The organism is Phaeobacter sp. BS52 (genome assembly GCF_045040595.1).
Classification (GTDB): Bacteria; Pseudomonadota; Alphaproteobacteria; order Rhodobacterales; family Rhodobacteraceae; genus Phaeobacter; species Phaeobacter piscinae.
This window is the reverse complement of record NZ_CP090662.1, coordinates 462,062-483,572: the sequence shown is the minus strand read 5'-3', so window position 1 is coordinate 483,572 and position 21,511 is coordinate 462,062. Positions and strand designations below refer to the sequence as shown.

Below are 21,511 nucleotides of genomic sequence, written 5' to 3'. Positions count from 1 at the left end.
CCAAAACACCGCAAATTCACCCGGCCTCCTGCGGGAGGGCTAAAAATGCGCTATACTGCGGCTATTCCGCGAGACGCGCGCCCCCGCTGCGGGGGATCCCACTGCTCAGGAGGATTTTGATATGGATGCGATCAGAAGTGCTGAATATGCCCGTGCGCTTTACTCGGCGCATGGCGACAAGGCTGTGGCCGAAGTGGCGCAGAAAATGCGGCGCTGTCAGGAGGCTGGCAAGACTGCGGAGGCCGAGGACTGGAAGTCCGTGCGCCAGATGCTCCTGTCCCTGCGTGGGCCAAACCAGTCCTGACCGGAGGGGTGCTGGCCCTGTCAGCGCCCCTGCTCCAAAAACTGGGATACCCCCATTGGCGGGTTTCCGCCGAGGCTCAACCCCCTGTTTACCTAGATTGAAAGCCCCCGCCGCTTGCGGCATAGTCCCGGCAAGCGCGGGCGATAGACCCGCTCAGATCAGAGCACTTGCAGATTTCTAGGGACAATGAAGATGAAGCTACTGCTGACCGCCACGCTATGCGCCGTGATGATCACCGGGGTGATGCCTGCCCCCGCCGGTGCCGGCGCGATCGAGAAAGCCTGCCGCCAGTCGGACCGCACCGCCGCCTCACCCTCGCTGTGTCGCTGCATTCAGTCGGTGGCCAACGCCAGCCTCAACCGCAGTGAGCGCAAGACCGTCTCCAAATGGTTCAGCGATCCGCATCAGGCACAAGTGGTGCGCCAGTCGAGCCGCAGCTCGGATGAACGGCTGTGGAAGCGCTACAAATCCTTTGGCGAGAATGCCGCACGCGTCTGCAGCTGATCCGACTTGGCAGGGTTGGTGCAATAGCGCACCTCCCCCTCTGCCCGGATGAAATCGCATAAGACGCCAACGCGGACCGCAGCCGAGTAGACGATCCGCATCGCCCCTCCCCTTTCCCATCGACGGGACGCAGAACCGCGCCCGCAACATCAGGCAGGACCGCAGATATGTTGATGAAAGGGGTGACGCTGCGCGGGCTTGAAGTGTTCGAAGCGCTGGCAAAAACCGGATCCGTGGCGCAGACCGCCGCGCTCACCGGGTTGAGCCAGCCTGCGGTCAGCCAGCAGCTGCGCAATCTGGAAAGCGCGCTGGGGGCGGAGCTGGTCAACCATGGCCGCCGCCCGATGGTGTTGACGCCTGCCGGGCGCAATTTTCTGGCCAGAACAGAGGCGGTGCTGACGGAACTGCGGCTGGCACAGAGCGAATTGAGCGTGGTTGACCTCAACCACCTGTCGACGCTGTCCATCGGGCTGATTGACGATTTCGACAATGATCTGACCCCGCGTCTGGCGACCACTCTGGCCGAAAGCCTGGTCAATTGCCGCTTCAAGATGATCACCGCCTCCAGCCACGACATTCTGGACGCGCTGGACGCGCGCGAGCTGCATATCGCGGTGGCGGCCACCTCTGGCGCCCTGCGCGAGGGGATCACCGAATACCCGCTAGTGCAGGATCCCTTCATGCTGGTGGCGCCGCGTGGGATGCTGCGCAAGCCAGAGGCAGAACAGGATATCCTCAACGCGCTGCCGTTTCTGCGCTACGAGGGCAGCCAGTTGATCTCACAGCAGATCGAGGCGCATCTGGCGCGGCAAAAACTGCTGTTTGAAGAACGGTTTGAGATCGGCTCCCACCTGTCGCTGATGGCGCTGGTGGCGCGTCGGATTGGCTGGGCGATCACCACGCCGCTGGGCTATATGCGGGCAGCGCGGTTCCACGATGAGATTGAGGCTTTCCCGCTGCCTTTTGGCGCGTTTTCGCGGCGGATTTCGCTGTTTTCCAGCGCCGATTGGGCCGACCGGGTGCCGCGCGACGTGGCGCAGACCATGCGGCGGCTGGTGCAGGGGCATATGATTGATCCTGCCGTGCAGCGCCTGCCCTGGCTGGCGGGCGATCTGAAAGTGCTGGAAGACTAAGACCTAGCCCGCATCGCTGTTGCGCAGCGCCTTGGTCAAGCCAGCGGCGGCCCTCTCAATCAGATCAAGACAGCCCTCAAAATCGCGGGTGTAATAGGGATCGGGGACGTGATCAGCGCCCTGCCCCGGCGCGTAATCGGTGAACAGCTGCACCGATGTGGTATTGCCCACGGGGCGCTGCGCCTCAATGTCTGCCAGATTGTCGCCGTCCATTGCGATGATCAGATCAAACCGGGTGAAATCCTGCGGCGCGAACTGACGTGCGCGCAGGTCGGAGAGGTCAATCCCGCGCGCGCTGGCGGCGGCCTGCATCGGCCCATAGGGCGGTGACCCCACGTGGTAGCTGGCAGTGCTTGGCGCTGTCGGTGTCCACCTCCGGGCATAAGGCGCGAAACACACCCTCAGCAGCGGGCGAGCGGCAGATATTGCCAAGACAGACAAAGAGGATCTTTTGCGCCATTATTATCTCCCTTGAAGATTGCACCGCCACCCGGCACCAATTGCGAGATCTATCGTAACCTGACTGCGGCAAAAGAAAATGGCCAACCCATGCAGCAGAGCGCGGATTGGCCATAGTGTGTTTGATCAGGTGTCAGATCAGACCCTGATCAACGGGTCGATCAATGCGAGTGTTTCATCGCGCCGTGATCGGGCTTGCGCTCAAGATCGACGGGGACGGTCACGGTGACCTCACCGGCCTTCTCGAATACCAGTGTCAGGTCGATGGCGTCGCCATGCTCCAGCGATTTTGTCAGTCCCATCAGCATCACGTGGTCGCCGCCCCGCTGCAGCATATGGGTGTCGCCTGCGGGAATGGCAAAGCCCTCCTCGACGTGCAGCATCTGCATGACGCCGTTTTCGCCTTCTTTATGGGTGTGCAGCTGCACCAGCTTTGCGGCATCGCTGCGCGCGTCGATCAGCCGGTCATCGCTGTCAGTGGCGTTTTCGATCATCATGAAGGCAGCGCCGCTCTTGGCCGCTTTGGAGGACACGCGGGCGTAGGAATCCGTCACGGTGACGTCAGCCGCGAGCCCCGCAGTGGCAAAGCTGAGTGCGGCGAAGGTGGCGGCGATCGTGGTCTTGAAGGTCATGGTCTTTGATCCTTGATACGTAGACTTTGGAATTTGGGTCAGAAACAGCGCGGTCATACCGCGCGGGAACGTCCCAGTTCCGGCGGCCCACGGGCAAAGGCCGCCAACCACACCACAGTCCGTATCTCAGCGCTCTGCACTATGTCTCGCGGCAGTTTTTGCGGCAGGGTGCTGTGCCCAAAGACCGCCAGGGGCAGGCCCAGATCCGCAACAAAGGTCAGACACTCGGGGCAGTCCATCGGCGGTGACACCGGCTGCCCATCCCTGTCGATATAAACCATCACCGGGCCAGTGCCGGTGCAGATCACCATCTGACCGGTCGCATCACGCATCCCGGCCTGAGCACTGACGCCGGTGAGAGCCATCAGCGCGATCAGGGCAAGCGCCAGATATGATCGCAGAAAGGTCATGTCGGGATGAGATATGCGCCTGTAACCTCGCCGCCGCAAGGCGAAAAAGCGACGCAGGCAAAGGCACATGCAACAGGCCGGTCCCGGCCCCAACGGCCGCATCGGCAAAAGAAAACGCCGCGCATGATCTCATGCACGGCGTTTAAAATCTCTGTCCCGGCCCTTGGGCGGGGAGGTCGGCGATCAGGCCTCTGCGGCTTGTGCCTTGGCGATCTCTTTCTTGACCTTCAGCGCGGTGTTGGACAGCTCTTCGTCCTTGGCTTTGGCCAGGAAGGCGTCCAGACCACCACGGTGGTCGACGGTGCGCAGAGCAGCAGCGGAGATGCGCAGCTTGATGCCACGGTTCAGTGTCTCGGACTGCAGCGTAACGTCGTTCAGGTTCGGCAGAAAGCGACGCTTGGTTTTGTTGTTGGCGTGGCTGACATTGTTGCCAGTCATCGGGCCTTTTCCGGTCAGTTCGCAACGGCGCGACATAGGTTCATCCTTCGTATCTGGGGCGCCCGTTGATCATGGTTCGAATCGAGCACCAAATTACAAGGGGCGCGGCCATTGGCTGCGCCCGAAAACTGGTTGGATGCGTTTAGGAGGAATCGCGTGCAGGGTCAAGCCATATGAAACGGTTTTATGGGACAACCTGTGCACACCCCCTAACGGGCCATTCCCGCATCCAAGGTTCGCGCCCTTCTAGCCTGCCTCAGCTGTGAAATCCAGCGCTGATCGCAGGTTTTCGGTGTCGTCATGGGTGGCGTTCCCGCCAACCGCCCGGCGCCCGGAGCCAGACCGCTCAGCCAACCCCCAGCCCTGCAAGCAGGTCCCTGGCTGCCGCCGCCGGGGTGACGCGCCCCTCGGCGACCTCTTCTGACAGATCGGCCATACGGCCTTGCGCCCAGGGTGTCTCCAGCCGGGCCAGCAGCGCCTGACGCACGTCTTCGCCGAACCAGTAGCGGGCCTGTTCGCCGCGCCGCCGCTGCCAGTGGCCGTTTTCGCGCCGCCAGTCGGCCAGCATCTGCATATCATCCCAAGCGGCCTCCAACCCGTCACGGGTGGCGGCGGAGACCATCAGCGCCTTGGGATAACCATCCGGGCCCTGCGGGCGTTTGCGCAAAAGGCGCAGAGCCCCGGCATAATCCGCACAGGTGCGGGTTGCAGCGGGCTTCAGATCGCCATCCGCCTTGTTGACCAAAATGATGTCGGCCATCTCCATAATGCCGCGTTTGACACCCTGCAACTCATCGCCCCCCGCCGGGGCCAACAGCAAGAGGAACAGGTCGGACATTTCCGAGACTACGGTTTCGGACTGCCCGACCCCGACGGTTTCAATCAGCACCACGTCAAATCCCGCCGCCTCGCAGAGCGCCACCGCCTCGCGGGAGCGGCGGCCGACGCCGCCCAGATGTGTCTGACTTGGTGAAGGGCGGATGAAGGCGTTTTTCTCGCGGCTGAGGTGCTCCATCCGGGTCTTGTCGCCCAGAATGGACCCGCCGGAGCGGGTTGAACTGGGGTCCACTGCCAGCACTGCCACCCGCAGGCCCGCCGCGATCAGCATCATGCCGAAGCTCTCGATAAAGGTGGATTTCCCCACCCCCGGCGTGCCGGACAGGCCGATGCGCAGGGATTGGCGGTTTTCGCGGGCCAGCAGGTCCAGCAGGCGGGTGGTGGCCTCGCGGTGATCGGCGCGTCCGCTTTCGACCAGCGTGATGGCCCGCGCCAGCGCCCGGCGTTCGCCATTCAGAATGCAGGTGGCCAGATCGTCAATATCCGGCACGGCGCCCCGCGTGGCACCTTTAGGTTTGTCTGTTGCTGACATATCGGCCTCTCCCGCTCCCATCCGCCTGTCGCGCATTGATGGCGCAGCCGGGCCGCGATTGTCCAGAGAGCATCCGTCGCAGGAGGACAAAGCCGGTGCGGTCGGCGCTGGACCAGACCCGCGCCATTGGCGATAAGGCAGCATGACCAGATTGCCCATTGATGACGCCCTGCCCGAACTGATTGCCGCGCTACAGCGCCAGAAACGCGCCGTGCTGCAGGCCCCGCCGGGGGCGGGCAAGACCACGCGGGTGCCCTTGGCGATGCTGGAAGCGGGGCTGTGCGACAGGCACATCCTCATGCTGGAGCCGCGCCGACTGGCCGCGCGCGCCGCCGCCGAGCGCATGGCCGACACATTGGGCGAGCCGGTCGGGCAGACCGTGGGCTACCGGATCCGCGGTGAAGCGAAGGTGAGCGCAGACACCCGGATCGAAGTGGTAACCGAGGGCATCTTGACGCGGATGCTGCAATCGGACCCGGATCTGCCCGGCGTTGGCGCGGTGATTTTCGACGAATTCCACGAACGCTCCCTTAATGCCGATTTTGGTCTGGCGCTCTGTCTTGAGGTGGCGGGCGCGCTGCGCGACGATCTGATCCTGCTGGCGATGTCGGCGACACTGGATGCCGCTCCGGTGGCTGCACTGATGGAGGCGCCGCTGGTCACCTCCGAGGGGCGCAGCTATCCGGTGGAGACGCGCTGGCTGGAGGCGCCGCTGGCAGCGGACAGCCGCAGCGGACGTGGCCCCCGGCGGCTGGATGCGTTGGTCGATCTGGTGCAACGCGCCGAGGCGGAGACTCGACCCGCAGGATCTGGCGGCAATGGCAGCTCCGAGGCCAAGGGCGGCGGCATTCTGGTGTTCCTGCCCGGCGAGGGCGAAATCCGCAAAGCCGCTGCCGCGCTGGCTGGTCGGCTGCCCGGCGATTGCGTGGTGCGCCCGCTGTTTGGCGCCCTGCCTTTTGCCGAGCAGCGCGCCGCGATCCAGCCCGACCCAAAGCTGCGTAAGGTGGTGCTGGCGACCTCCATTGCGGAAACCTCACTCACCATTCAGGACATTCGCGTGGTGGTGGATATGGGGCTGGCAAGGCGCAGCCGGTTTGATCCGGGGTCGGGCATGTCGCGGCTGGTCACCGAACGTGTGACCCGCGCCGAGGCCACCCAAAGGCAGGGCCGTGCCGAGCCGGGTGGCGGCGGGGGTCGGCTACCGGCTGTGGACCAAGGGCGAAGACGGGGCGCTGGCCGCCTTCCCACCGCCGGAAATCCAGGCCGCTGACCTCACATCACTGGCGCTGGAACTGGCGCTTTGGGGGGCGGCTCCGGATGATCTGCCGTTTCTCACGCCACCGCCGGACGGCGCGCTGAAGGAGGCGCAGGCGCTCTTGCGGCTGCTGGGCGCGCTGGATGGGGAGGGTCGGATCACCCCCCATGGCAAGGCTCTGACCAAGCTGCCGCTGCATCCGCGTCTGGGGCATATGCTGGCGCGGTTTGGCGCTGATGCGGCACCGCTGGCGGCTCTGCTGGCGGAACGCGATCCCTTGCGCGGTGCGCCGGTGGATCTGGCGCTGCGGCTGGAGGCGCTGCGCGATGCCAGAGGGTTTCAGCGCCGCCGGAGCTATCAGCTGAATGTCCCCACACTGGAGCGTATCAAAGGCGAGGCCAGGCGACTGGCGCGGCAGGCCCCTCGTGGCACCCCCTCAGCTTCGGCGAGTGCTGCCGTGATGGCCGCCGCCGCCTACCCCGACCGGATCGGACAGCGCCGCAAGGGCGATGCGCCACGCTATGTGCTCTCCGGGGGCAAGGGCGCGGTGCTGCCACCGGAGGACAGCCTTGCCGCCTCCCCGTTTCTGGTGGGGCTGGACAGTGACGGCAACCCGCGTGAAGCGAGGCTGCGGCTGGCCACGCCGATCTCCCTATCGGAACTGCGCACCGAATTTGCCGACCAGATCACACCGCAGCAGACCTGCACATGGTCCAAACGTGACCGTCGGGTGGTGGCGCGCCGCCAGCAGTGTCTGGGGGCCATCGTGCTGGAGGATCACATCTGGAAGGATGTTCCCGCCGAGGCCATCGCCACCGCCATGCTGGAAGGGGTGCGCGAGCTGGGTCTGAGGTTGAGCGGCGCCGCTGCGCGGTTTGTGGCGCGGGTGCGATTGTTGCAGGCGGATGGCGAGGATCTACCGGATTTCAGCGACGAGGCTTTGCTGGCGACATTGGAAGACTGGTTGCTGCCGATGCTGGAGGGGGTCCGTAGCGCCGAGGACTGGAAACGCTTTGACCTGCTGCCCGCGCTGCGCACGGCGCTGACCTGGGAGCAGACGCAGCGACTGGACCAGATGGCGCCGCCACATTTCACCACGCCACTGGGGCGCAAGGTGCCGATTGATTACGCAGAGGAAGTGCCGGAGATTTCCGTCAGGCTGCAGGAGATGTTTGGGGTCACCCGCCATCCCACGGTGGGTGGCGTGGCGCTGAAGGTCTCCCTGCTGTCGCTGCAGCGCAGCGACCGATCCAGATCACCCGCGACCTGCCCGGTTTCTGGTCCGGGTCTTATGCGGATGTGCGTAAGGACATGCGGGCGCAATATCCCAAACACCCCTGGCCCGAAGACCCCACACAAGCCGATCCGACATTGCGGGCCAAACCGCGCAAATAGGCAAAAACGACGCCCAAACACGCAATTTCCCCGCAATTTCACGGTATTTTGCACCGATATGCGGTAAATCCCCGAATTTTACCGCCCGCCCCCTCTTGTATTTCGCCCCTAACGTGCAAAGATTGTTACAAAGCAAAAAAACGGGCCCGCAGTTCACCACGGGCACGAGAAAGCTGAGCAGCAATGAAACATATCATGTCCAGCGCCTGGGAGGAGTATCTCCGGCCAATGTTCTTTCGTCCCAAGCGGCTGCAAGTGGCCGCCATGTGCTATCGCACTGGTGCTGAGGGCAAAGAGGTTCTGATGATCACCAGTCGTGGCACCGGTCGCTGGATCGTGCCAAAGGGCTGGCCCATCAAGGGCATGAACGGCCCGCAGTCAGCGCTGCAGGAAGCCTGGGAAGAGGCCGGTGTGCGCGAAGCCCGGATTGAGGGCGACCCGGTCGGCACCTATGAATATGTCAAATTGCAAGACAACGGCACCAAGGAAGTTGTCCATACTCTGGTCTATGTCGCCGAGGTGTTGGAGCTTTCTGATGATTACCCGGAACAGTCCGAGCGGACCCGTGAGTGGATGTCCCCGAAGGCCGCGGCAGAGCTGGTGGCGGAGCCTGAATTGAGCGATCTTCTGCGTCAATTGTAACAGATCCGTGATTGAAATATGACAAACCCCTTGCATGACTGCAACGGGGACGCTAGGCGCGTGCGCAACTTTTGAATCGGGATCGATACAATGAGCGACGCACCGCAGCGACCGCAGTGGAAGACACTGGACCGGGATCTTAACCGGATTTCTCAACTTGAACTGGCGACATCTTATGTGTCGCGCCCGCTGGTTGCCCCCGGCATCGCGCTGGTCTTCATCGCCCTCGCCGGTGTTGGTGCTGCGGTGTTCCTCGGCTCGGCGCCGTCGAACTTTGTGGTGATCGCGGCTGCAGCCTTTGGCGCCTATATGGCGCTGAACATCGGTGCCAATGACGTGGCCAACAATATGGGGCCTGCGGTTGGCGCCAATGCGCTGACCATGGGTGGGGCCATTGTGATCGCTGCGCTCGCCGAAAGCGCCGGTGCGCTGCTGGTAGACGGCGATGTGGTCTCGACCATTTCCAAAGGCATCATTGATCCGGCGGGCGTTGCCAGCTCCGAAGTGTTCATCTGGGCCATGATGGCGGCGCTAATTTCCTCAGCTCTGTGGGTCAACCTCGCGACCTGGATCGGCGCGCCGGTCTCAACCACCCATTCGGTTGTGGGTGGCGTCATGGGCGCAGGCATTGCTGCGGCCGGGTTTGGGGCTGTGAACTGGCCCACCATGAGCAAGATCGCTGCCAGCTGGGTGATCTCACCCGTATTGGGTGGCGTGATTGCGGCGCTGTTCCTGGCCTTTATCAAGGCCAAGATCATCTATCAGGATGACAAGATCGCCGCTGCGCGCCGCTGGGTGCCGGTGCTGGTGGGCATCATGGCGGGGGCGTTTGCCTCCTATCTGGCGCTGAAGGGCCTGAAGCGGATCATCAAGATTGATCTGGAAATTGCGCTGCTGATTGGTGCCGCGGTTGGCGGGCTGTCTTATGTGGTGACCGCGCCGCTGATCAAGCGTCAGTCCGAGGGCATGGAGAACCGCAACAAATCTCTGAAGGTGCTGTTTTCAATCCCGCTGGTGATTTCTGCCGCGCTCTTGTCCTTTGCCCATGGCGCCAATGATGTGGCCAATGCGGTGGGTCCGCTGGCAGCGATTGTGCACACCACCGAGTTTGGCGATATCGCCTCCAAAGTGGCGATCCCGACCTGGGTCATGGTGATCGGCGCCTTTGGCATCTCCTTTGGTCTGTTCCTGTTTGGCCCCAAGCTGATCCGCATGGTCGGCAGCCAGATCACCAAATTGAACCCGATGCGCGCCTATTGTGTGTCGCTGTCGGCAGCGATCACCGTGATTGTGGCCAGCTGGCTGGGGCTGCCAGTATCCTCCACCCATATCGCGGTGGGGGCGGTGTTTGGCGTGGGTTTCTTCCGTGAATGGCATATGGAACGCCGTCTGAAGCGCAGTTCCGCCACGCGGCCTGAAACCAAGCGGATTGCACCGGAAGAGCGCCGTCGTCGCAAGCTGGTGCGTCGCAGCCACTTCATGACCATTGCTGCGGCCTGGGTAATCACCGTGCTTAGCCGCCGCCCTGCTGTCGGGCTGTGTCTTCCTGGCGCTGACCGCGATCACCATGTGATCCCGGCCCCCGGCCTGACGCCCCGACCTGAAATAGAAAAACCGCCGCATCCTGATCGGGTGCGGCGGTTTTTTATTGCGCTCTTCACGGGCTGAGGAGCCTGGTTCAGGCCCCGAGGCAGTAGCGCATGATCGCCTTTTGTGCGTGCAGGCGGTTTTCGGCCTCGTCAAAGATCACCGACTGCGGGCCGTCCATCACGGCGGAGGTGACCTCTTCCTCGCGGTGGGCAGGCAGGCAATGCATGAACAGCGCATCGGGTTTGGCATGGGCCATCAGCGCGTCATTCACCTGATAGCCGCGCAGCATGTTGTGGCGGCGCTCCTTGGAGGACTGGCTGTCGTGCATTGAAACCCACGTGTCGGCGACCACCAGATCAGCGCCCTCGACCGCTTTGGCAGCGTCGCGTTCGATGATCACCTGTGACCCTGCCTTGCGCGCAAGGCCGATGAACTCAGGCTCCGGATCAAGCTGGGACGGGCCAGTGAAGGTGAGATCGAATTCGAACTGCGCGGCGGCATGCAGGAAAGACGCGCAGACATTGTTGCCATCGCCGCACCAGACGACTTTCTTGCCCTTGATGGGGCCGCGATGTTCCTCATAGGTCAAGACATCAGCCATGATCTGGCAGGGATGGGTGCGATCGGTGAGGCCATTGATCACCGGCACCGAGGCATAGTCTGCCATTTCGGTCAGCACGGTTTCATCAAAGGTCCGGATCATGATCATGTCGACATACCGGCTGAGCACGCGGGCGGTGTCGGCGATGGTCTCACCGTGGCCCAGCTGCATATCATTGCCCGACAGCACCATGGTCTGGCCGCCCATCTGGCGCACGCCGACGTCGAAGGACACGCGGGTCCGGGTGGAGGGTTTTTCAAAAATCAGCGCCACCATGCGATCCTTCAGCGGCAGCTCATCATCCGGCGCTGCCTTGGGGCGACCGAGGCGGGCCTGTTTGGTGGCGCTGGCCTGATCGATGATGCTGCGCAGGGCGCTGGCGTCGGTTTTATGGATATCGAGGAAATGGTTCATATCGAACGTCGCTTTCGTTGTGCTTGTGTCTTGCCGGGGCCGGTGCCGTTGCGGCCAGGCGCGGGGGCCAGCCCCCGCACCCCCGGAGTATTTCTGGAAAGATGACGCCTCAGGCGTCCGCTTTGGCCTCCACAGCGGTGGCGGCCTGATCAAGCCGGGTGAAGGCCTCGGCGATATCCTCATCGGTGAGAGTCAGCGGCGGCAGCAGGCGGACCACATTGTCGGCGGCGGGCACGGTGACCACTTCAGCCTGATAGCCTGCGGCCACCACATCGGTATTGGCCGCGACACATTTCAGACCCAGCATCAGACCGCTGCCGCGAACCTCTTCGAAGACCTGCGGATGGGCGGCCACCAGCCCTTCAAGCTTCTGGCGCAGGAGACCGGCCTTGCGGTTCACCTCGGCAAGGAATTCCGGGTCGGTGACATGATCCATCACCGCACAGCCCACCGCACAGCCCAAGGGATTGCCGCCATAGGTGGAGCCATGGGTGCCGCAGCGGTCATGCCGGAGGCAGCCTCTTCGGTGGCCAGCACTGCGCCCAGAGGGAAGCCGCCGCCAATGCCCTTTGCCACCATCATGATGTCCGGGGTGATGCCTGCCCATTCATGAGCAAAGAGCTTGCCGGTCCGGCCCACGCCGCATTGCACCTCATCGAGGATCAGCAACAGACCATGCTCATCACAGATCTGGCGCAGCGCCTTCAGTTCGGTGTCAAGCACCGGGCGGATGCCGCCCTCCCCCTGCACCGGTTCGATCAGAATGGCGGCAGTCTGTTCGCTGATGCCGTCCGTGACACCATCTAGATCGCCAAACGCCAGATGTTTGAACCCCGGCAACATGGGCCCAAAGCCACCGGTCATTTTTTCAGAGCTAAGCAGCGGAGATCCCGGCCGAGGAGCGACCGTGGAATGAGCCGGAGAAGGTGAGGATCTCCACCCGCTCGGGCTGGCCCTTGTCGTGGAAATACTTCCGCGCCATCTTCACCGCTAGTTCACAGGATTCAGTGCCGGAGTTGGTGAAAAACACCGTATCGGCAAAGCTGTGCTCCACCAGCCGGTCGGCCAGCGCCTGCTGCTGAGGGATGTGGTAGAGGTTGGAGACATGCCAGAGGGTTTCGGCCTGATCGGTCAGCGCCTTCACCAGGGCCGGATGGGCATGCCCCAGCGCATTCACCGCAATGCCCGCTGCCAGATCCAGAAAACGTCGCCCATCCGCCTCGATCAGCCAGGCGCCTTCGCCCTTCACGAAGCTGAGGGGCGCACGATTATAGGTGGGCAGAACGGACGGGATCATCGGGATCTTCCTTTTGGACATGTTGGGCCAAGCAGTGACGCAGCCGGGCCGCAGGGTCAACGATATTGGAGAAGTTGGAGGTGCCGCAACAGGGCACGGGGGATCGGGGCCGGATTACGCGCTGTGGCGTCGGCGTCGCAGCAGAGTGATATGTGCAGCGGTGATCATGATTGCATCCATAACGGAGGTTTCAGGAAAAGAAAAGACTGTTTGTCAGCCTCACTGATCAATTCGAAGGTGTCAGCTGTTGTAATCGGCAGATACGCCAGCCAGCTCACCCACGATGCCCCCTCTGGTGGCTTGCTTTTGGTGGCAGCAACGGGCAGTGCTGGCAGCATGATCAACACCCGTCAGAACCCCGCCCTCGCCGCTGCGCTGATCTTGCTCGCCACGGTGTTCATCGCAGGCACCACGCTGGTGGCCAAAGCGCTTGGCACAGAAGCTCTGGGGGCGCCGCTGCATCCGCTGCAGATCAGTTTTGGCCGGTTCGTGTTTGCGTTTTTGGCGATCAGCACCCTGGTTGCGCTGCGGCGCCCCCGGTTTACCGCGCCGCATTGGGGGCTGCATCTGGGGCGCACCAGTTTTGGCTGGATGGGGGTAACGCTGATGTTTGCCGCCGTGGCCTATATCCCACTGGCCGATGCCACCGCGATCACCTTTCTGAACCCGGTATTCGGGATGCTGCTGGCGATCCCCCTGCTCGGGGAAACGGTTGGGCGCTGGCGTTGGGCGGCGGCAGCGATTGCGCTTCTGGGGGCGATGGTTCTGCTGCGTCCCACCCCTGCCAGTTTTCAGCCCGCAAGCCTGCTGGCGCTGGCGGCGGCTGCGGTGATGGGGCTGGAGCTGATTTTTATCAAACGGTTGGCCGGGCGGGAGAAGCCGCTGCAGATCCTGTGGTTCAACAATCTGCTGGGGTCCGTGATTGCCAGCGTTGCGGTGATGGCAGTCTGGCAGCCACCAACAGCCGAGCAATGGGCGTTGATGGTTGCGCTTGGCTCCATGATGGCCTGTGCGCAGGGCTGTTTCATCAATGGAATGGCGCGGGCGGATGCCTCTTTTGTGGCGCCGTTCAGCTATGCCACGCTGATCTTTGCCGCGATCTATGATTTTGCCGTCTTTGCCGAGGCGCCGGATGCGATCACCGTTCTGGGCGCAGTGATCATCCTGGCGGGCGCGGCGCTCTTGGCCTGGCGCGAGGGGCGGCAGCGGGTGCCGACCCTGCATGTGGATCCGGGCGCGCAGGCGGATCAGGACTTCAGCCGGTAGCCGCTGCGCAGCATCAGCCAGGCCAATGTGCCAATCGCCGCACTGGACAGGCTGCAGACCAGCAGTCCGAGCAGAGGGGAGCTGTCGGAGGTGCCGATCACCCCGAATCGCACCCCGTCGATCAGGTAGAACACCGGGTTGAGATGTGACAGCAGCCGCAGCACCGGCGGCAGCGCTTCCACTGAATAGAATGTGCCCGAGAGAAAGGCGAGCGGGGTCACGATGAAATTGGTGATCGCCGCCATCTGATCGAATTTCTCGGCAAAGACACCGGCGACGATGCCCAGCCCGCCCAGAAACAGCGCACCAAGCACCACAAACAGCAGGGCCACCAGCGGATGTTCCGGCACCACACCCAGCACCAGCATCAACCCGGTGCCAATGCCCAGCGCGACAAGAACGCCGCGCGCCACCGCCCCGGCCAGATAGCCAAGCAGGATTTCAAACCCCGACAAGGGCGGCATCAGCGTATCGACGATATTGCCCTGCACCTTGGTGATTACAATCGACGATGATGTATTGGCAAAGGCATTCTGAATCACCGTCATCATCATGATCCCGGGGGCCAGAAATTCGATGAAGGGCACGCCCATGACATTGCCCCGCCCCGGACCAATGGCGATGTTGAAAATCATCAGGAACAGGGCGGCCGTCACCATCGGCGCCATCAGCGTCTGGGTCCAGACCACCAGAAACCGGGTGATTTCGCGCCGCGCCAGCGTGCGCAGACCCAGCCAGTTCATCCGCCCGAAGCGCCGCTCTCCAAGGGCGATGGCCGGTGTCGCCGGTGCTGTCTGCTCTGGGGTGTGCTGTGCCATGTCGCGCCTCTTTGCTTATCTGCGGGGACTATCTGCGGGCCAATCTTGTGGGCTTGCCGATCGGTGACGGCCACAGGTCTTCCTCATCGGTCGATCTTCTGCGTCAAACCATGCCCACCCTGCCGGGGCAAGCGGCTTTCACCCCCAAAGCGCCTCTGCCACAGGCTGGCAGGATCCAATAAGGACCAAGAGAGCAGACCCCGAGGCGCAAGACGCTCTTGTAACTCGGCACGCAGTGATTAGAATAGGGGCCTGATACGGAATTCGATGGCGGCCGCAGGATCTGGGGCCGCTTTTAGCTTGGAAAGGCAACAGATGTCCTGGACAGACGAGCGCGTCGAACTGCTCAAGAAAATGTGGGGCGAAGGGCAATCTGCAAGCCAGATCGCCAAAGAACTGGGCGGCGTGACCCGCAACGCCGTGATTGGCAAGGTGCATCGCCTGGGACTGTCCAACCGCAACAGCGGTACGGCCAAACCCGCCGCCGAGCCCAAGGAAAAACCCGCCGCGGCGCCAAAACCGGTGCCCGCCGCAGCTGCGGCCGCACCGGCCAAGCCCAAGCCGCAGCCCAAGACCGAACCGGCCCGCCCGGTGACGCCTGAGCCTGCGGCCTCTGCCGAAGGTCGCCCGGCCACGCCTGCACGCCGCCAGATCATTCCGGCTCGACCAGCCACTGCCGCCGCAGCCCTCAGCCAATGAAATCAGCCCCGAAGCGCTGGCCAAGGTCAACGAGATCGAGAAGAAAGCCAAGAAGCTGGGCCTGATGGAACTGACCGAACGGACCTGCAAATGGCCCGTGGGTGATCCCGCGACCGAGGATTTCTGGTTCTGCGGCCTGCCTGTTCAGCAGGGCAAACCCTATTGCGAAGCCCATGTGGGAGTGGCGTTCCAGCCGATGAGCGCACGCCGCGACCGCAAACGGTAAGCTGCGGGTCGGCTTCGACCTTGCGAAAGGTCGGCCATCGCTTGAAGATCAAAACAGCGCCTCGGATTGCTCCGGGGCGCTGTTTTCTTTGGGTGCAGCCGTTGGGGAGGGTGCAGGGCGACCCCCTGCCCTCTCCTTAACGGATCGCTAGGATCAGCCCTGTTCCGGGGCAGAGGATGTGAAGTTCGGGATCACATTTTTGGAGGCGTCCGCCGGTTCAATCTCGGGCCAGTTGCCCTGAGCGAGGTTGATATTGCCGGGAATATCCTCTTCCCAGAAGCCAACAACGTTTTTGGTGATGTTGAGATACAGCTTGTCATCCACGATGCGCCACAGGTTTGGATTGCCCGGAACCTTGCCACCCTTGGAGACGCCATAAGCACAGTGGCCGTCATATTGCGGCGCGTAATAATCAGGGTTGGCCGCGAATTTGTCGCGGTTTTCTGCACTGGAGAAGGCGAAGGTGGCGCCGTTATGCTCAGCCGTGTAGGCCGCATTGCCCGGCACCGCTGCGGGTTGGGCGCTGCCAACGGGGTTCTGCGCCAGATCGCGGTAGGCCACCACGTCATAGCCGGAGACCGCAAAGCCGGTGCTGTCGATATATTGATCCCCGGCAAACGCAGGCAGACCAAAGGAGGCAGCGGCAAGGGCGGCAAAGAGAACGCGTTTCATAGACTATCCTTTCAAGGGCACGGGTCAAAGGATCCCCGGAGCAAAACTGGACGCCGACCATCACAGTCGGGCTGGCTAGACAATATTCAGATCCGCCGCGATGCGAAGGGGGGCTCACGCCCCTGTGTCCGATACGGAGCCTGCGTGATCTGAGGCGCATGTTTTGTTACAGGCGGGTTCTGGGTGGAGACATGTGTCGTGGCATCATGACATCGACGCCAGCGACCTTGGCCCAGCGATGGTCAACAAAAAGTGTAGGCGGCAGACCTTCCAGTCATTGGAATTTTGCGCGGCCTGCTTATGTTTTGCACAATGCCGCGTCGCCCCTTTAATCCGGGCGGCGCAACATGCCCGCCTGACACATTCAAAAACCGTTTCAAAACAAGGCCAACAGATGAGTGACACAACCTACACCCCGCCAAAAGTCTGGACCTGGGAACAGGAAAGCGGCGGCCGCTTTGCCTCGATCAACCGTCCCATTGCCGGGGCCACCCATGATAAGGACCTGCCGGTGGGCGAGCATCCCTATCAGCTCTATTCACTCGCCACACCCAACGGGGTGAAGGTCACGGTGATGCTGGAGGAGCTGCTGGCCGCTGGCCACAGTGGCGCCGAATATGACGCCTGGCTGATCAATATCGGCGAAGGGGATCAGTTTGGCTCGGGTTTTGTCGAGGTCAATCCGAACTCCAAGATTCCGGCATTGATGGACCGCAGCGGCGATGCGCCGGTACGGGTGTTTGAATCCGGCTCAATCCTGGTGCATCTGGCGGAGAAATTCGACGCCTTCCTGCCCAAAGGCGGCGCTGCCCGCGCCGAGGTGATCAACTGGCTGTTCTGGCAGATGGGCAGCGCGCCTTATCTCGGCGGTGGATTTGGCCATTTCTACGCCTATGCGCCGGAGAAATACGAATACCCGATCAATCGCTTCTCGATGGAAGCCAAACGCCAATTGGATGTGCTGGACCGGCAGCTGGCCGACAACCGCTATATCGCGGGAGATGACTATTCTATTGCCGATATGGCGATCTGGGCCTGGTACGGCCAGCTGGTGCTGGGCCGTCTTTATGAGGCGGCAGAGTTCCTGGATGTAGAGAGCTACACCCATGTGCTGCGTTGGGCGAAGGAAATCGACGCGCGTCCGGCGGTGTCACGGGGCCGCATGGTCAACCGGGCCTTTGGTGAGCTGCACACCCAGCTGCGCGAACGTCACGATGCGTCCGATTTTGAGACCAAGACGCAGGACAAACTGGAACCGGCTGACGCGGACAGCTGACCGCGTGCCGGGCCTGCCCCGCCTGTCACCACGGCAGAAGACACTGGACATCGCGGCCCCGAACAGGGCCGCGATGTTTCTGTTTGAGACCTACTGCCTCAGCTGAGCCGGGGCGGGTTTTCCGGGTCGCGTCCGGGCGCCGAAGGCAGCGCCGGTTCCGCCGGTTGCGGCAGATCGAACCGCAGCCCGGCCTGCGCCAGCCGCGCGGCCATCGCATCGCTGCTGGCAAAGAAGCCGACATCCAGCGCGCCCGCCTCAACCCCGGAGAAGGTCAGCGCCTCTCCCACCGCCTTGGCCAATGCGGATTGCGCAGCCTCCTTGGCATCAACAAACCCCAAGAGATGGCCCTGCCCGCCGCCACGATAGTGCAGTCCCACCAGATAGGCGGATTGAGCCAGCCCCACAGCCGTGGCGAGTTTGGTGTCAAGCGCCGTGATCAGCATCTCCGGCAGGCCCTTGGGCGCGGTGATCGCCTCGATCTCGGCATCGACCTCAGCCGGGGTCTGGCCCAGCGTGTCATGCAACCAGGCCACCGCCTCAGCCGGGATCAAGATCGCGGACGGCGCCACATCAAGGTTAACACCAAGGCCAATTTTGGCCCCTGCCCCCTGCCCCGCCAGCATCTGCACCACGACCCGACCCGACAAAGCGGCATAAGGAACGATGCGCCCGGCGAATTCTGCCAGCCGGTCTTCGCGATCAAACACCAGTGCAAAGGTGCCATCGGAGGTCTCAAACAGCTCCGGCGCAATGGTGTCGCCCTCGGGTTCTTTGGTCAGCATCAGGAATAATTCGCTATCTGCCAGCCGCTCGTAGAACCGCAGGCGGGCCGCATCGTCCTGAGGGGCGGCCAGCATTGCGGCGTGGCTGTGATCCAGAGGGGTGGCGTCAGTCATGATATCAGCTCCTGAACCCGGGCGCGCAGGACCGGCAGCAGATCGGTCTCAAACCAGGGATTGCGTTTCAGCCATGCGGTATTGCGCCAGGACGGATGTGGCAAGGGAAACTCTTGCGGCGCATGGTCTCGCCAGCCCTCGACCCGCGCCTGCACCGACTGTTTGCCGCCCAGATGATAGCTGTGAGCATAGCCGCCAACCAGCACGCGCAGACCGATATTGGGCAGGCTGGTCATCACCCGATCATGCCAGGTGGTGCGGCAGATCGCGGGGGGCGGCAGATCGGCCTTCTTCGCGGAGTATCCCGGAAAACAGAAGGCCATCGGTACGATTGCCACCAGCGACTGGTCATAGAATTGCGCCTCACTCAACCCCAACCACTCCCGCAGGCGATCCCCGGACGGATCGGTGAAGGGGCGACCGCTGGCGTGAACGCGCGCGCCCGGTGCCTGACCGGCGATCAGGATACGCGCGGCACTGTCGAACCAGGCCACCGGGCGCGGGCTGTGCCGGGTCACGGTTGCGGCGAACCGTTCCGCACATAGCCGACAGGCGCGAATCTCCTGCCTCAGATGCTCGGTTGTGGTCATCTCTGCCCCCTGTTATCTGCCCGTTCGCAGCCTCGTGGCACCCTGTCCATTCACCTGCTACGCAGCCTGCAAGAACGCTGCCACGTGATCAAAGCCGCGTCATCTGGTTAACGGAGCGTTGATAAATCCCATAACAATTGGACATAATATGGTCCAAATAGCAGCCTATATCGTTAACACAAATCTGTTAGTGCAGGCATAAGGCCGTCGGGATCCGCCTGACGCATCATGAGGACCAGAGGCCCCTGAACGGGGCCGAGAGCAGCACCGGAACACGCGATGCTTGAGTTTGAAAACGTGAGCAAGTCCTTCTGGACCGGCACCCAGCGCAAGGTGATCCTTGACCGGGTGTCCTTTCGCGTTGACCTCGGCAAATCAATGGGGGTGCTGGCGCCCAATGGCACCGGCAAAACCACCCTTATCAATATGATGGCCGGGCTGGAGAAACCCGATGAGGGTGAAATTCGCCGTGGCTGCCGGATCTCGTTTCCGCTGGGGTTTATGGGCGGGGTGATCAACCGCCTGTCGGCGATGGCCAATGCCCGCTATATCGCCAATCTCTACGGGCTGGATCCCGATTATGTCGAAGCCTATTGTCGCTGGCTCTGTGGGTTGGGCGAGTATTTTGACCAACCTGTCGGCACCTATTCCTCCGGTATGCGGGCGCGGTTCAGTTTTGCGCTGATGCTGGCGCTGGATTTTGATATCTTCCTCATCGACGAGGGGATGCCCAGCACCACGGATGTGGAATTCAACAAGAAAGCCGGGTCAATCCTGCAGGAACGGCTTGAAACCACCACCATTATCATGGTGTCGCACCAGCCCAAGACGCTGGAGAAATTTGTTCGTTCTGCGGCTGTTCTGGTGGATGGCCAGTTGCATATGTTTGAAACCTTGGAAGAAGCGAAACAGCTCTATGACTACCAAACCCAAGGCTAAGAAATTTCGGGTCCGCCGCAGTGGTGGCGCCGCAGCGCAGCCCGCGGCTGCACGCCCCGTACCGCCGCCCAGCGCCGCTGACGCGGCCCAGGCTGTTCCGCCCATTGCATCGGCGACAGCTGCAGGCAAGACTGACGCCGGAGAGATCGGCTCCGGGGCGCCTGGCAGCGTCGGGACCTCACCTGCGGATGAGGCGATCTCCATTAGGGAGCCGTCAAAGGCAAAGACCGGCAAACCCTCCACCGATCTGGATGAGATCCGCAAGGAGGGGCTAACGGGACGCCAATTGCGGCTGGCCCGCCGCATCGCGCAGAAAAACAACCTGCCCGCCACCTCCGATTTCGATGCTGTGCGTCAGCTGCGACTGAAGGGGATCGACCCGTTCCAGCGCGCCAACATGCTGGAGCTGGTGGTGCAGCCCAACACGGCCCAGCCCGCTGGTGCGCCGCAGGCACCGGGCAGCGTACAGCTGCCGCAAACGGTGCCGTCCGACAAGGTGTCCCTGCCCGCAACCGAGTTGAGCCCGGCGGAGCGGCGCAACCGCGAAATCCAGCAAATTCAGCGCGATATCGCCCGTCGCCGTCGTCGCAAGCTGTTGCTGCTCGGCGCGCGGCTGGCGTTTTTCGTGATGCTGCCAACGGCGCTTACGGGCTATTATTTCTATGGCGTTGCGACGCCGATGTACGCCGCGAAATCGGAATTTCTGGTGCTCAAGGCCGACAGCGCCGAGCGGTGGCGGCGGGCTGGGCGGGTTGTTGAGTGGCACGCAGTTTGCCACCAGTCAGGATTTGATCGCGGTGCAAAGCTACCTGCAATCGAAGGAGGCGATGCTGCGGCTGGACCGGGAGGTCGGGTTCAAATCCCATTTCACGCAGGAGTGGATCGACCCGATCCAGCGGCTGGAAGACAACCCCACCAACGAGGAAGCCTATAAGACCTATTCACGCAACGTGAAGATTGGCTATGACCCGACGGAGGGCGTTGTCCGGATGGAGGTCACCGCCGCCGACCCGCAGGTCTCGGCCGAGTTTTCCCAAAAGCTGATCAGCTATGCGCAGGAAAAGGTGAACCAGTTGTCGGTGCAGAAACGCTCCGATCAGGTGGGCGATGCCGAAACCGCGCTGGAGATGGCGGAGGACAAACGCCGCAATGCCCAGGAACGGCTGGTCAAGCTGCAACAGCGTGGCACCGTGCTTGACCCCGAGGGCGTGATCATGTCGCTGCGCTCACAGATCAGCACCTTTGAACTGCAGCGTCAGGAAAAGGAGCTGGAGCTGGCCGCCCTGCTGGACAACGCCCGCCCCAACCAGGCCAAGGTGGATGGCGCGCGCGCCGACATCGCGCGGCTGAACAGCCTCATTCAGCGGCTGAATGACCGCATGATTGACGCCTCAGCCGCACGAAAACTCGCTCGCCAGCCTGACGGTGCAGATCCAGATGGCGCAGGCCGATCTGGCCACCCGTGACATGATGCTGCAATCGGCGCTGCAACAGGTGGAGCAGACCCGGATGGAGGCAAACCGTCAGGTGCGCTATCTGACGACAGCGGTGGAACCTGTCCCAAGTGAGGAAGCGTCCTATCCCCGCCGATTTGAAAATACGATTTTGGCATTCCTGATCTTTTCCGGTATCTACCTGATGTGCTCGCTTACTGCGTCCATCCTCCGAGAACAGGTTTCGTCATAA

General features: G+C 62.6%; 17 protein-coding genes and 6 pseudogenes. 11 read left to right on the top strand and 12 right to left on the bottom strand.

What is annotated here, in order from left to right; translation table 11 throughout:
- The first annotated feature begins 121 nt into the window (after window positions 1–121).
- From L0Z65_RS02365 to L0Z65_RS02355, 3 genes are all read left to right on the top strand, one after another.
- A complete protein-coding gene (locus tag L0Z65_RS02365; protein ID WP_096871845.1) occupies window positions 122–304 on the top strand; it encodes a hypothetical protein in 183 nt (60 codons plus the stop codon).
- 192 nt (window positions 305–496) lie between these two features.
- Window positions 497–808, top strand: coding sequence for a hypothetical protein (locus L0Z65_RS02360; RefSeq protein ID WP_014875319.1), 312 nt, complete (start codon window positions 497–499; stop codon window positions 806–808).
- A gap of 167 nt (window positions 809–975) precedes the next feature.
- A complete protein-coding gene (locus L0Z65_RS02355; RefSeq protein ID WP_040174015.1) occupies window positions 976–1,941 on the top strand; it encodes a LysR family transcriptional regulator in 966 nt (321 codons plus the stop codon).
- A 3-nt stretch (window positions 1,942–1,944) separates the two neighbouring features.
- Here L0Z65_RS02355 and L0Z65_RS02350 read toward each other — a convergent pair.
- The 5 genes and pseudogenes from L0Z65_RS02350 to meaB all read right to left on the bottom strand — a co-directional run bounded on the left by L0Z65_RS02350 (window position 1,945) and on the right by meaB (window position 5,249).
- A pseudogene (locus L0Z65_RS02350) lies at window positions 1,945–2,401 on the bottom strand (low molecular weight protein-tyrosine-phosphatase).
- Between the two features lie 160 nt (window positions 2,402–2,561).
- On the bottom strand, window positions 2,562–3,032 hold the full coding sequence (locus tag L0Z65_RS02345; protein WP_040180187.1) for a copper chaperone PCu(A)C: 471 nt from the start codon (window positions 3,030–3,032) through the stop codon (window positions 2,562–2,564).
- Window positions 3,033–3,085: 53 nt separating this feature from the next.
- Window positions 3,086–3,442: a DUF2946 family protein gene (locus L0Z65_RS02340; RefSeq protein WP_405110408.1), complete on the bottom strand. Its 357-nt coding sequence runs from the start codon at window positions 3,440–3,442 to the stop codon at window positions 3,086–3,088.
- Between the two features lie 183 nt (window positions 3,443–3,625).
- Complete coding sequence (rpmB, locus tag L0Z65_RS02335; RefSeq protein ID WP_024096446.1) at window positions 3,626–3,916, bottom strand: 50S ribosomal protein L28; 291 nt, start codon at window positions 3,914–3,916, stop codon at window positions 3,626–3,628.
- 310 nt (window positions 3,917–4,226) lie between these two features.
- Window positions 4,227–5,249, bottom strand: coding sequence for a methylmalonyl Co-A mutase-associated GTPase MeaB (gene meaB / locus L0Z65_RS02330; protein ID WP_405110405.1), 1,023 nt, complete (start codon window positions 5,247–5,249; stop codon window positions 4,227–4,229).
- 142 nt (window positions 5,250–5,391) lie between these two features.
- Here meaB and hrpB point away from each other — a divergent pair.
- The 3 genes and pseudogenes from hrpB to L0Z65_RS02315 all read left to right on the top strand — a co-directional run bounded on the left by hrpB (window position 5,392) and on the right by L0Z65_RS02315 (window position 10,114).
- Window positions 5,392–7,899, top strand: a pseudogene (gene hrpB / locus L0Z65_RS02325) (ATP-dependent helicase HrpB).
- A 183-nt stretch (window positions 7,900–8,082) separates the two neighbouring features.
- The gene (locus L0Z65_RS02320) at window positions 8,083–8,541 is read left to right on the top strand and encodes an NUDIX hydrolase (protein ID WP_040174005.1); all 459 of its coding nucleotides are present in this window, start codon (window positions 8,083–8,085) and stop codon (window positions 8,539–8,541) included.
- A 90-nt stretch (window positions 8,542–8,631) separates the two neighbouring features.
- Window positions 8,632–10,114: pseudogene (locus L0Z65_RS02315) on the top strand (inorganic phosphate transporter).
- 105 nt (window positions 10,115–10,219) lie between these two features.
- Here L0Z65_RS02315 and argF read toward each other — a convergent pair.
- From argF to L0Z65_RS02300, 3 genes and pseudogenes are all read right to left on the bottom strand, one after another.
- On the bottom strand, window positions 10,220–11,146 hold the full coding sequence (gene argF, locus L0Z65_RS02310; protein WP_118068341.1) for an ornithine carbamoyltransferase: 927 nt from the start codon (window positions 11,144–11,146) through the stop codon (window positions 10,220–10,222).
- Between the two features lie 109 nt (window positions 11,147–11,255).
- Window positions 11,256–12,443 (bottom strand): annotated as a pseudogene (locus L0Z65_RS02305) (aspartate aminotransferase family protein).
- A gap of 164 nt (window positions 12,444–12,607) precedes the next feature.
- On the bottom strand, window positions 12,608–12,781 hold the full coding sequence (locus L0Z65_RS02300; RefSeq protein WP_405110401.1) for a hypothetical protein: 174 nt from the start codon (window positions 12,779–12,781) through the stop codon (window positions 12,608–12,610).
- Between L0Z65_RS02300 and L0Z65_RS02295 the strand changes: the two genes are divergently transcribed.
- Entirely contained in the window at window positions 12,780–13,709 is a 930-nt protein-coding gene (locus tag L0Z65_RS02295; protein WP_040174117.1) for a DMT family transporter, read from the top strand. The two genes, L0Z65_RS02300 and L0Z65_RS02295, sit on opposite strands and share 2 nt — an antisense overlap.
- Here L0Z65_RS02295 and L0Z65_RS02290 read toward each other — a convergent pair.
- Window positions 13,691–14,527, bottom strand: coding sequence for an ABC transporter permease (locus tag L0Z65_RS02290; protein WP_405110397.1), 837 nt, complete (start codon window positions 14,525–14,527; stop codon window positions 13,691–13,693). The two genes, L0Z65_RS02295 and L0Z65_RS02290, sit on opposite strands and share 19 nt — an antisense overlap.
- Before the next feature lie 315 nt (window positions 14,528–14,842).
- Between L0Z65_RS02290 and L0Z65_RS02285 the strand changes: the two are divergent.
- A pseudogene (locus L0Z65_RS02285) lies at window positions 14,843–15,452 on the top strand (GcrA family cell cycle regulator).
- Between the two features lie 153 nt (window positions 15,453–15,605).
- Here the strand turns inward: L0Z65_RS02285 and L0Z65_RS02280 are convergent.
- Window positions 15,606–16,124, bottom strand: coding sequence for a YHS domain-containing (seleno)protein (locus L0Z65_RS02280; protein WP_096871858.1), 519 nt, complete (start codon window positions 16,122–16,124; stop codon window positions 15,606–15,608).
- 394 nt (window positions 16,125–16,518) lie between these two features.
- Between L0Z65_RS02280 and yghU the strand changes: the two genes are divergently transcribed.
- The gene (yghU, locus tag L0Z65_RS02275) at window positions 16,519–17,400 is read left to right on the top strand and encodes a glutathione-dependent disulfide-bond oxidoreductase (RefSeq protein WP_405110393.1); all 882 of its coding nucleotides are present in this window, start codon (window positions 16,519–16,521) and stop codon (window positions 17,398–17,400) included.
- A 98-nt stretch (window positions 17,401–17,498) separates the two neighbouring features.
- Here the strand turns inward: yghU and L0Z65_RS02270 are convergent, their stop codons facing one another.
- Together L0Z65_RS02270 and L0Z65_RS02265 are read right to left on the bottom strand one after the other, a co-directional pair.
- On the bottom strand, window positions 17,499–18,296 hold the full coding sequence (locus L0Z65_RS02270) for an SseB family protein (RefSeq protein WP_405110390.1): 798 nt from the start codon (window positions 18,294–18,296) through the stop codon (window positions 17,499–17,501).
- The gene (locus tag L0Z65_RS02265; RefSeq protein ID WP_096871862.1) at window positions 18,293–18,886 is read right to left on the bottom strand and encodes a uracil-DNA glycosylase family protein; all 594 of its coding nucleotides are present in this window, start codon (window positions 18,884–18,886) and stop codon (window positions 18,293–18,295) included. The genes L0Z65_RS02270 and L0Z65_RS02265 overlap by 4 nt, the downstream gene beginning before the upstream one ends.
- A gap of 279 nt (window positions 18,887–19,165) precedes the next feature.
- On the opposite strand from L0Z65_RS02265, the gene L0Z65_RS02260 reads away from it, so the two are divergent.
- Together L0Z65_RS02260 and L0Z65_RS02255 are read left to right on the top strand one after the other, a co-directional pair.
- A complete protein-coding gene (locus L0Z65_RS02260; RefSeq protein ID WP_014875338.1) occupies window positions 19,166–19,825 on the top strand; it encodes an ABC transporter ATP-binding protein in 660 nt (219 codons plus the stop codon).
- Window positions 19,803–21,511: pseudogene (locus L0Z65_RS02255) on the top strand (capsule biosynthesis protein). Before L0Z65_RS02260 ends, L0Z65_RS02255 begins: the two are co-directional and overlap by 23 nt.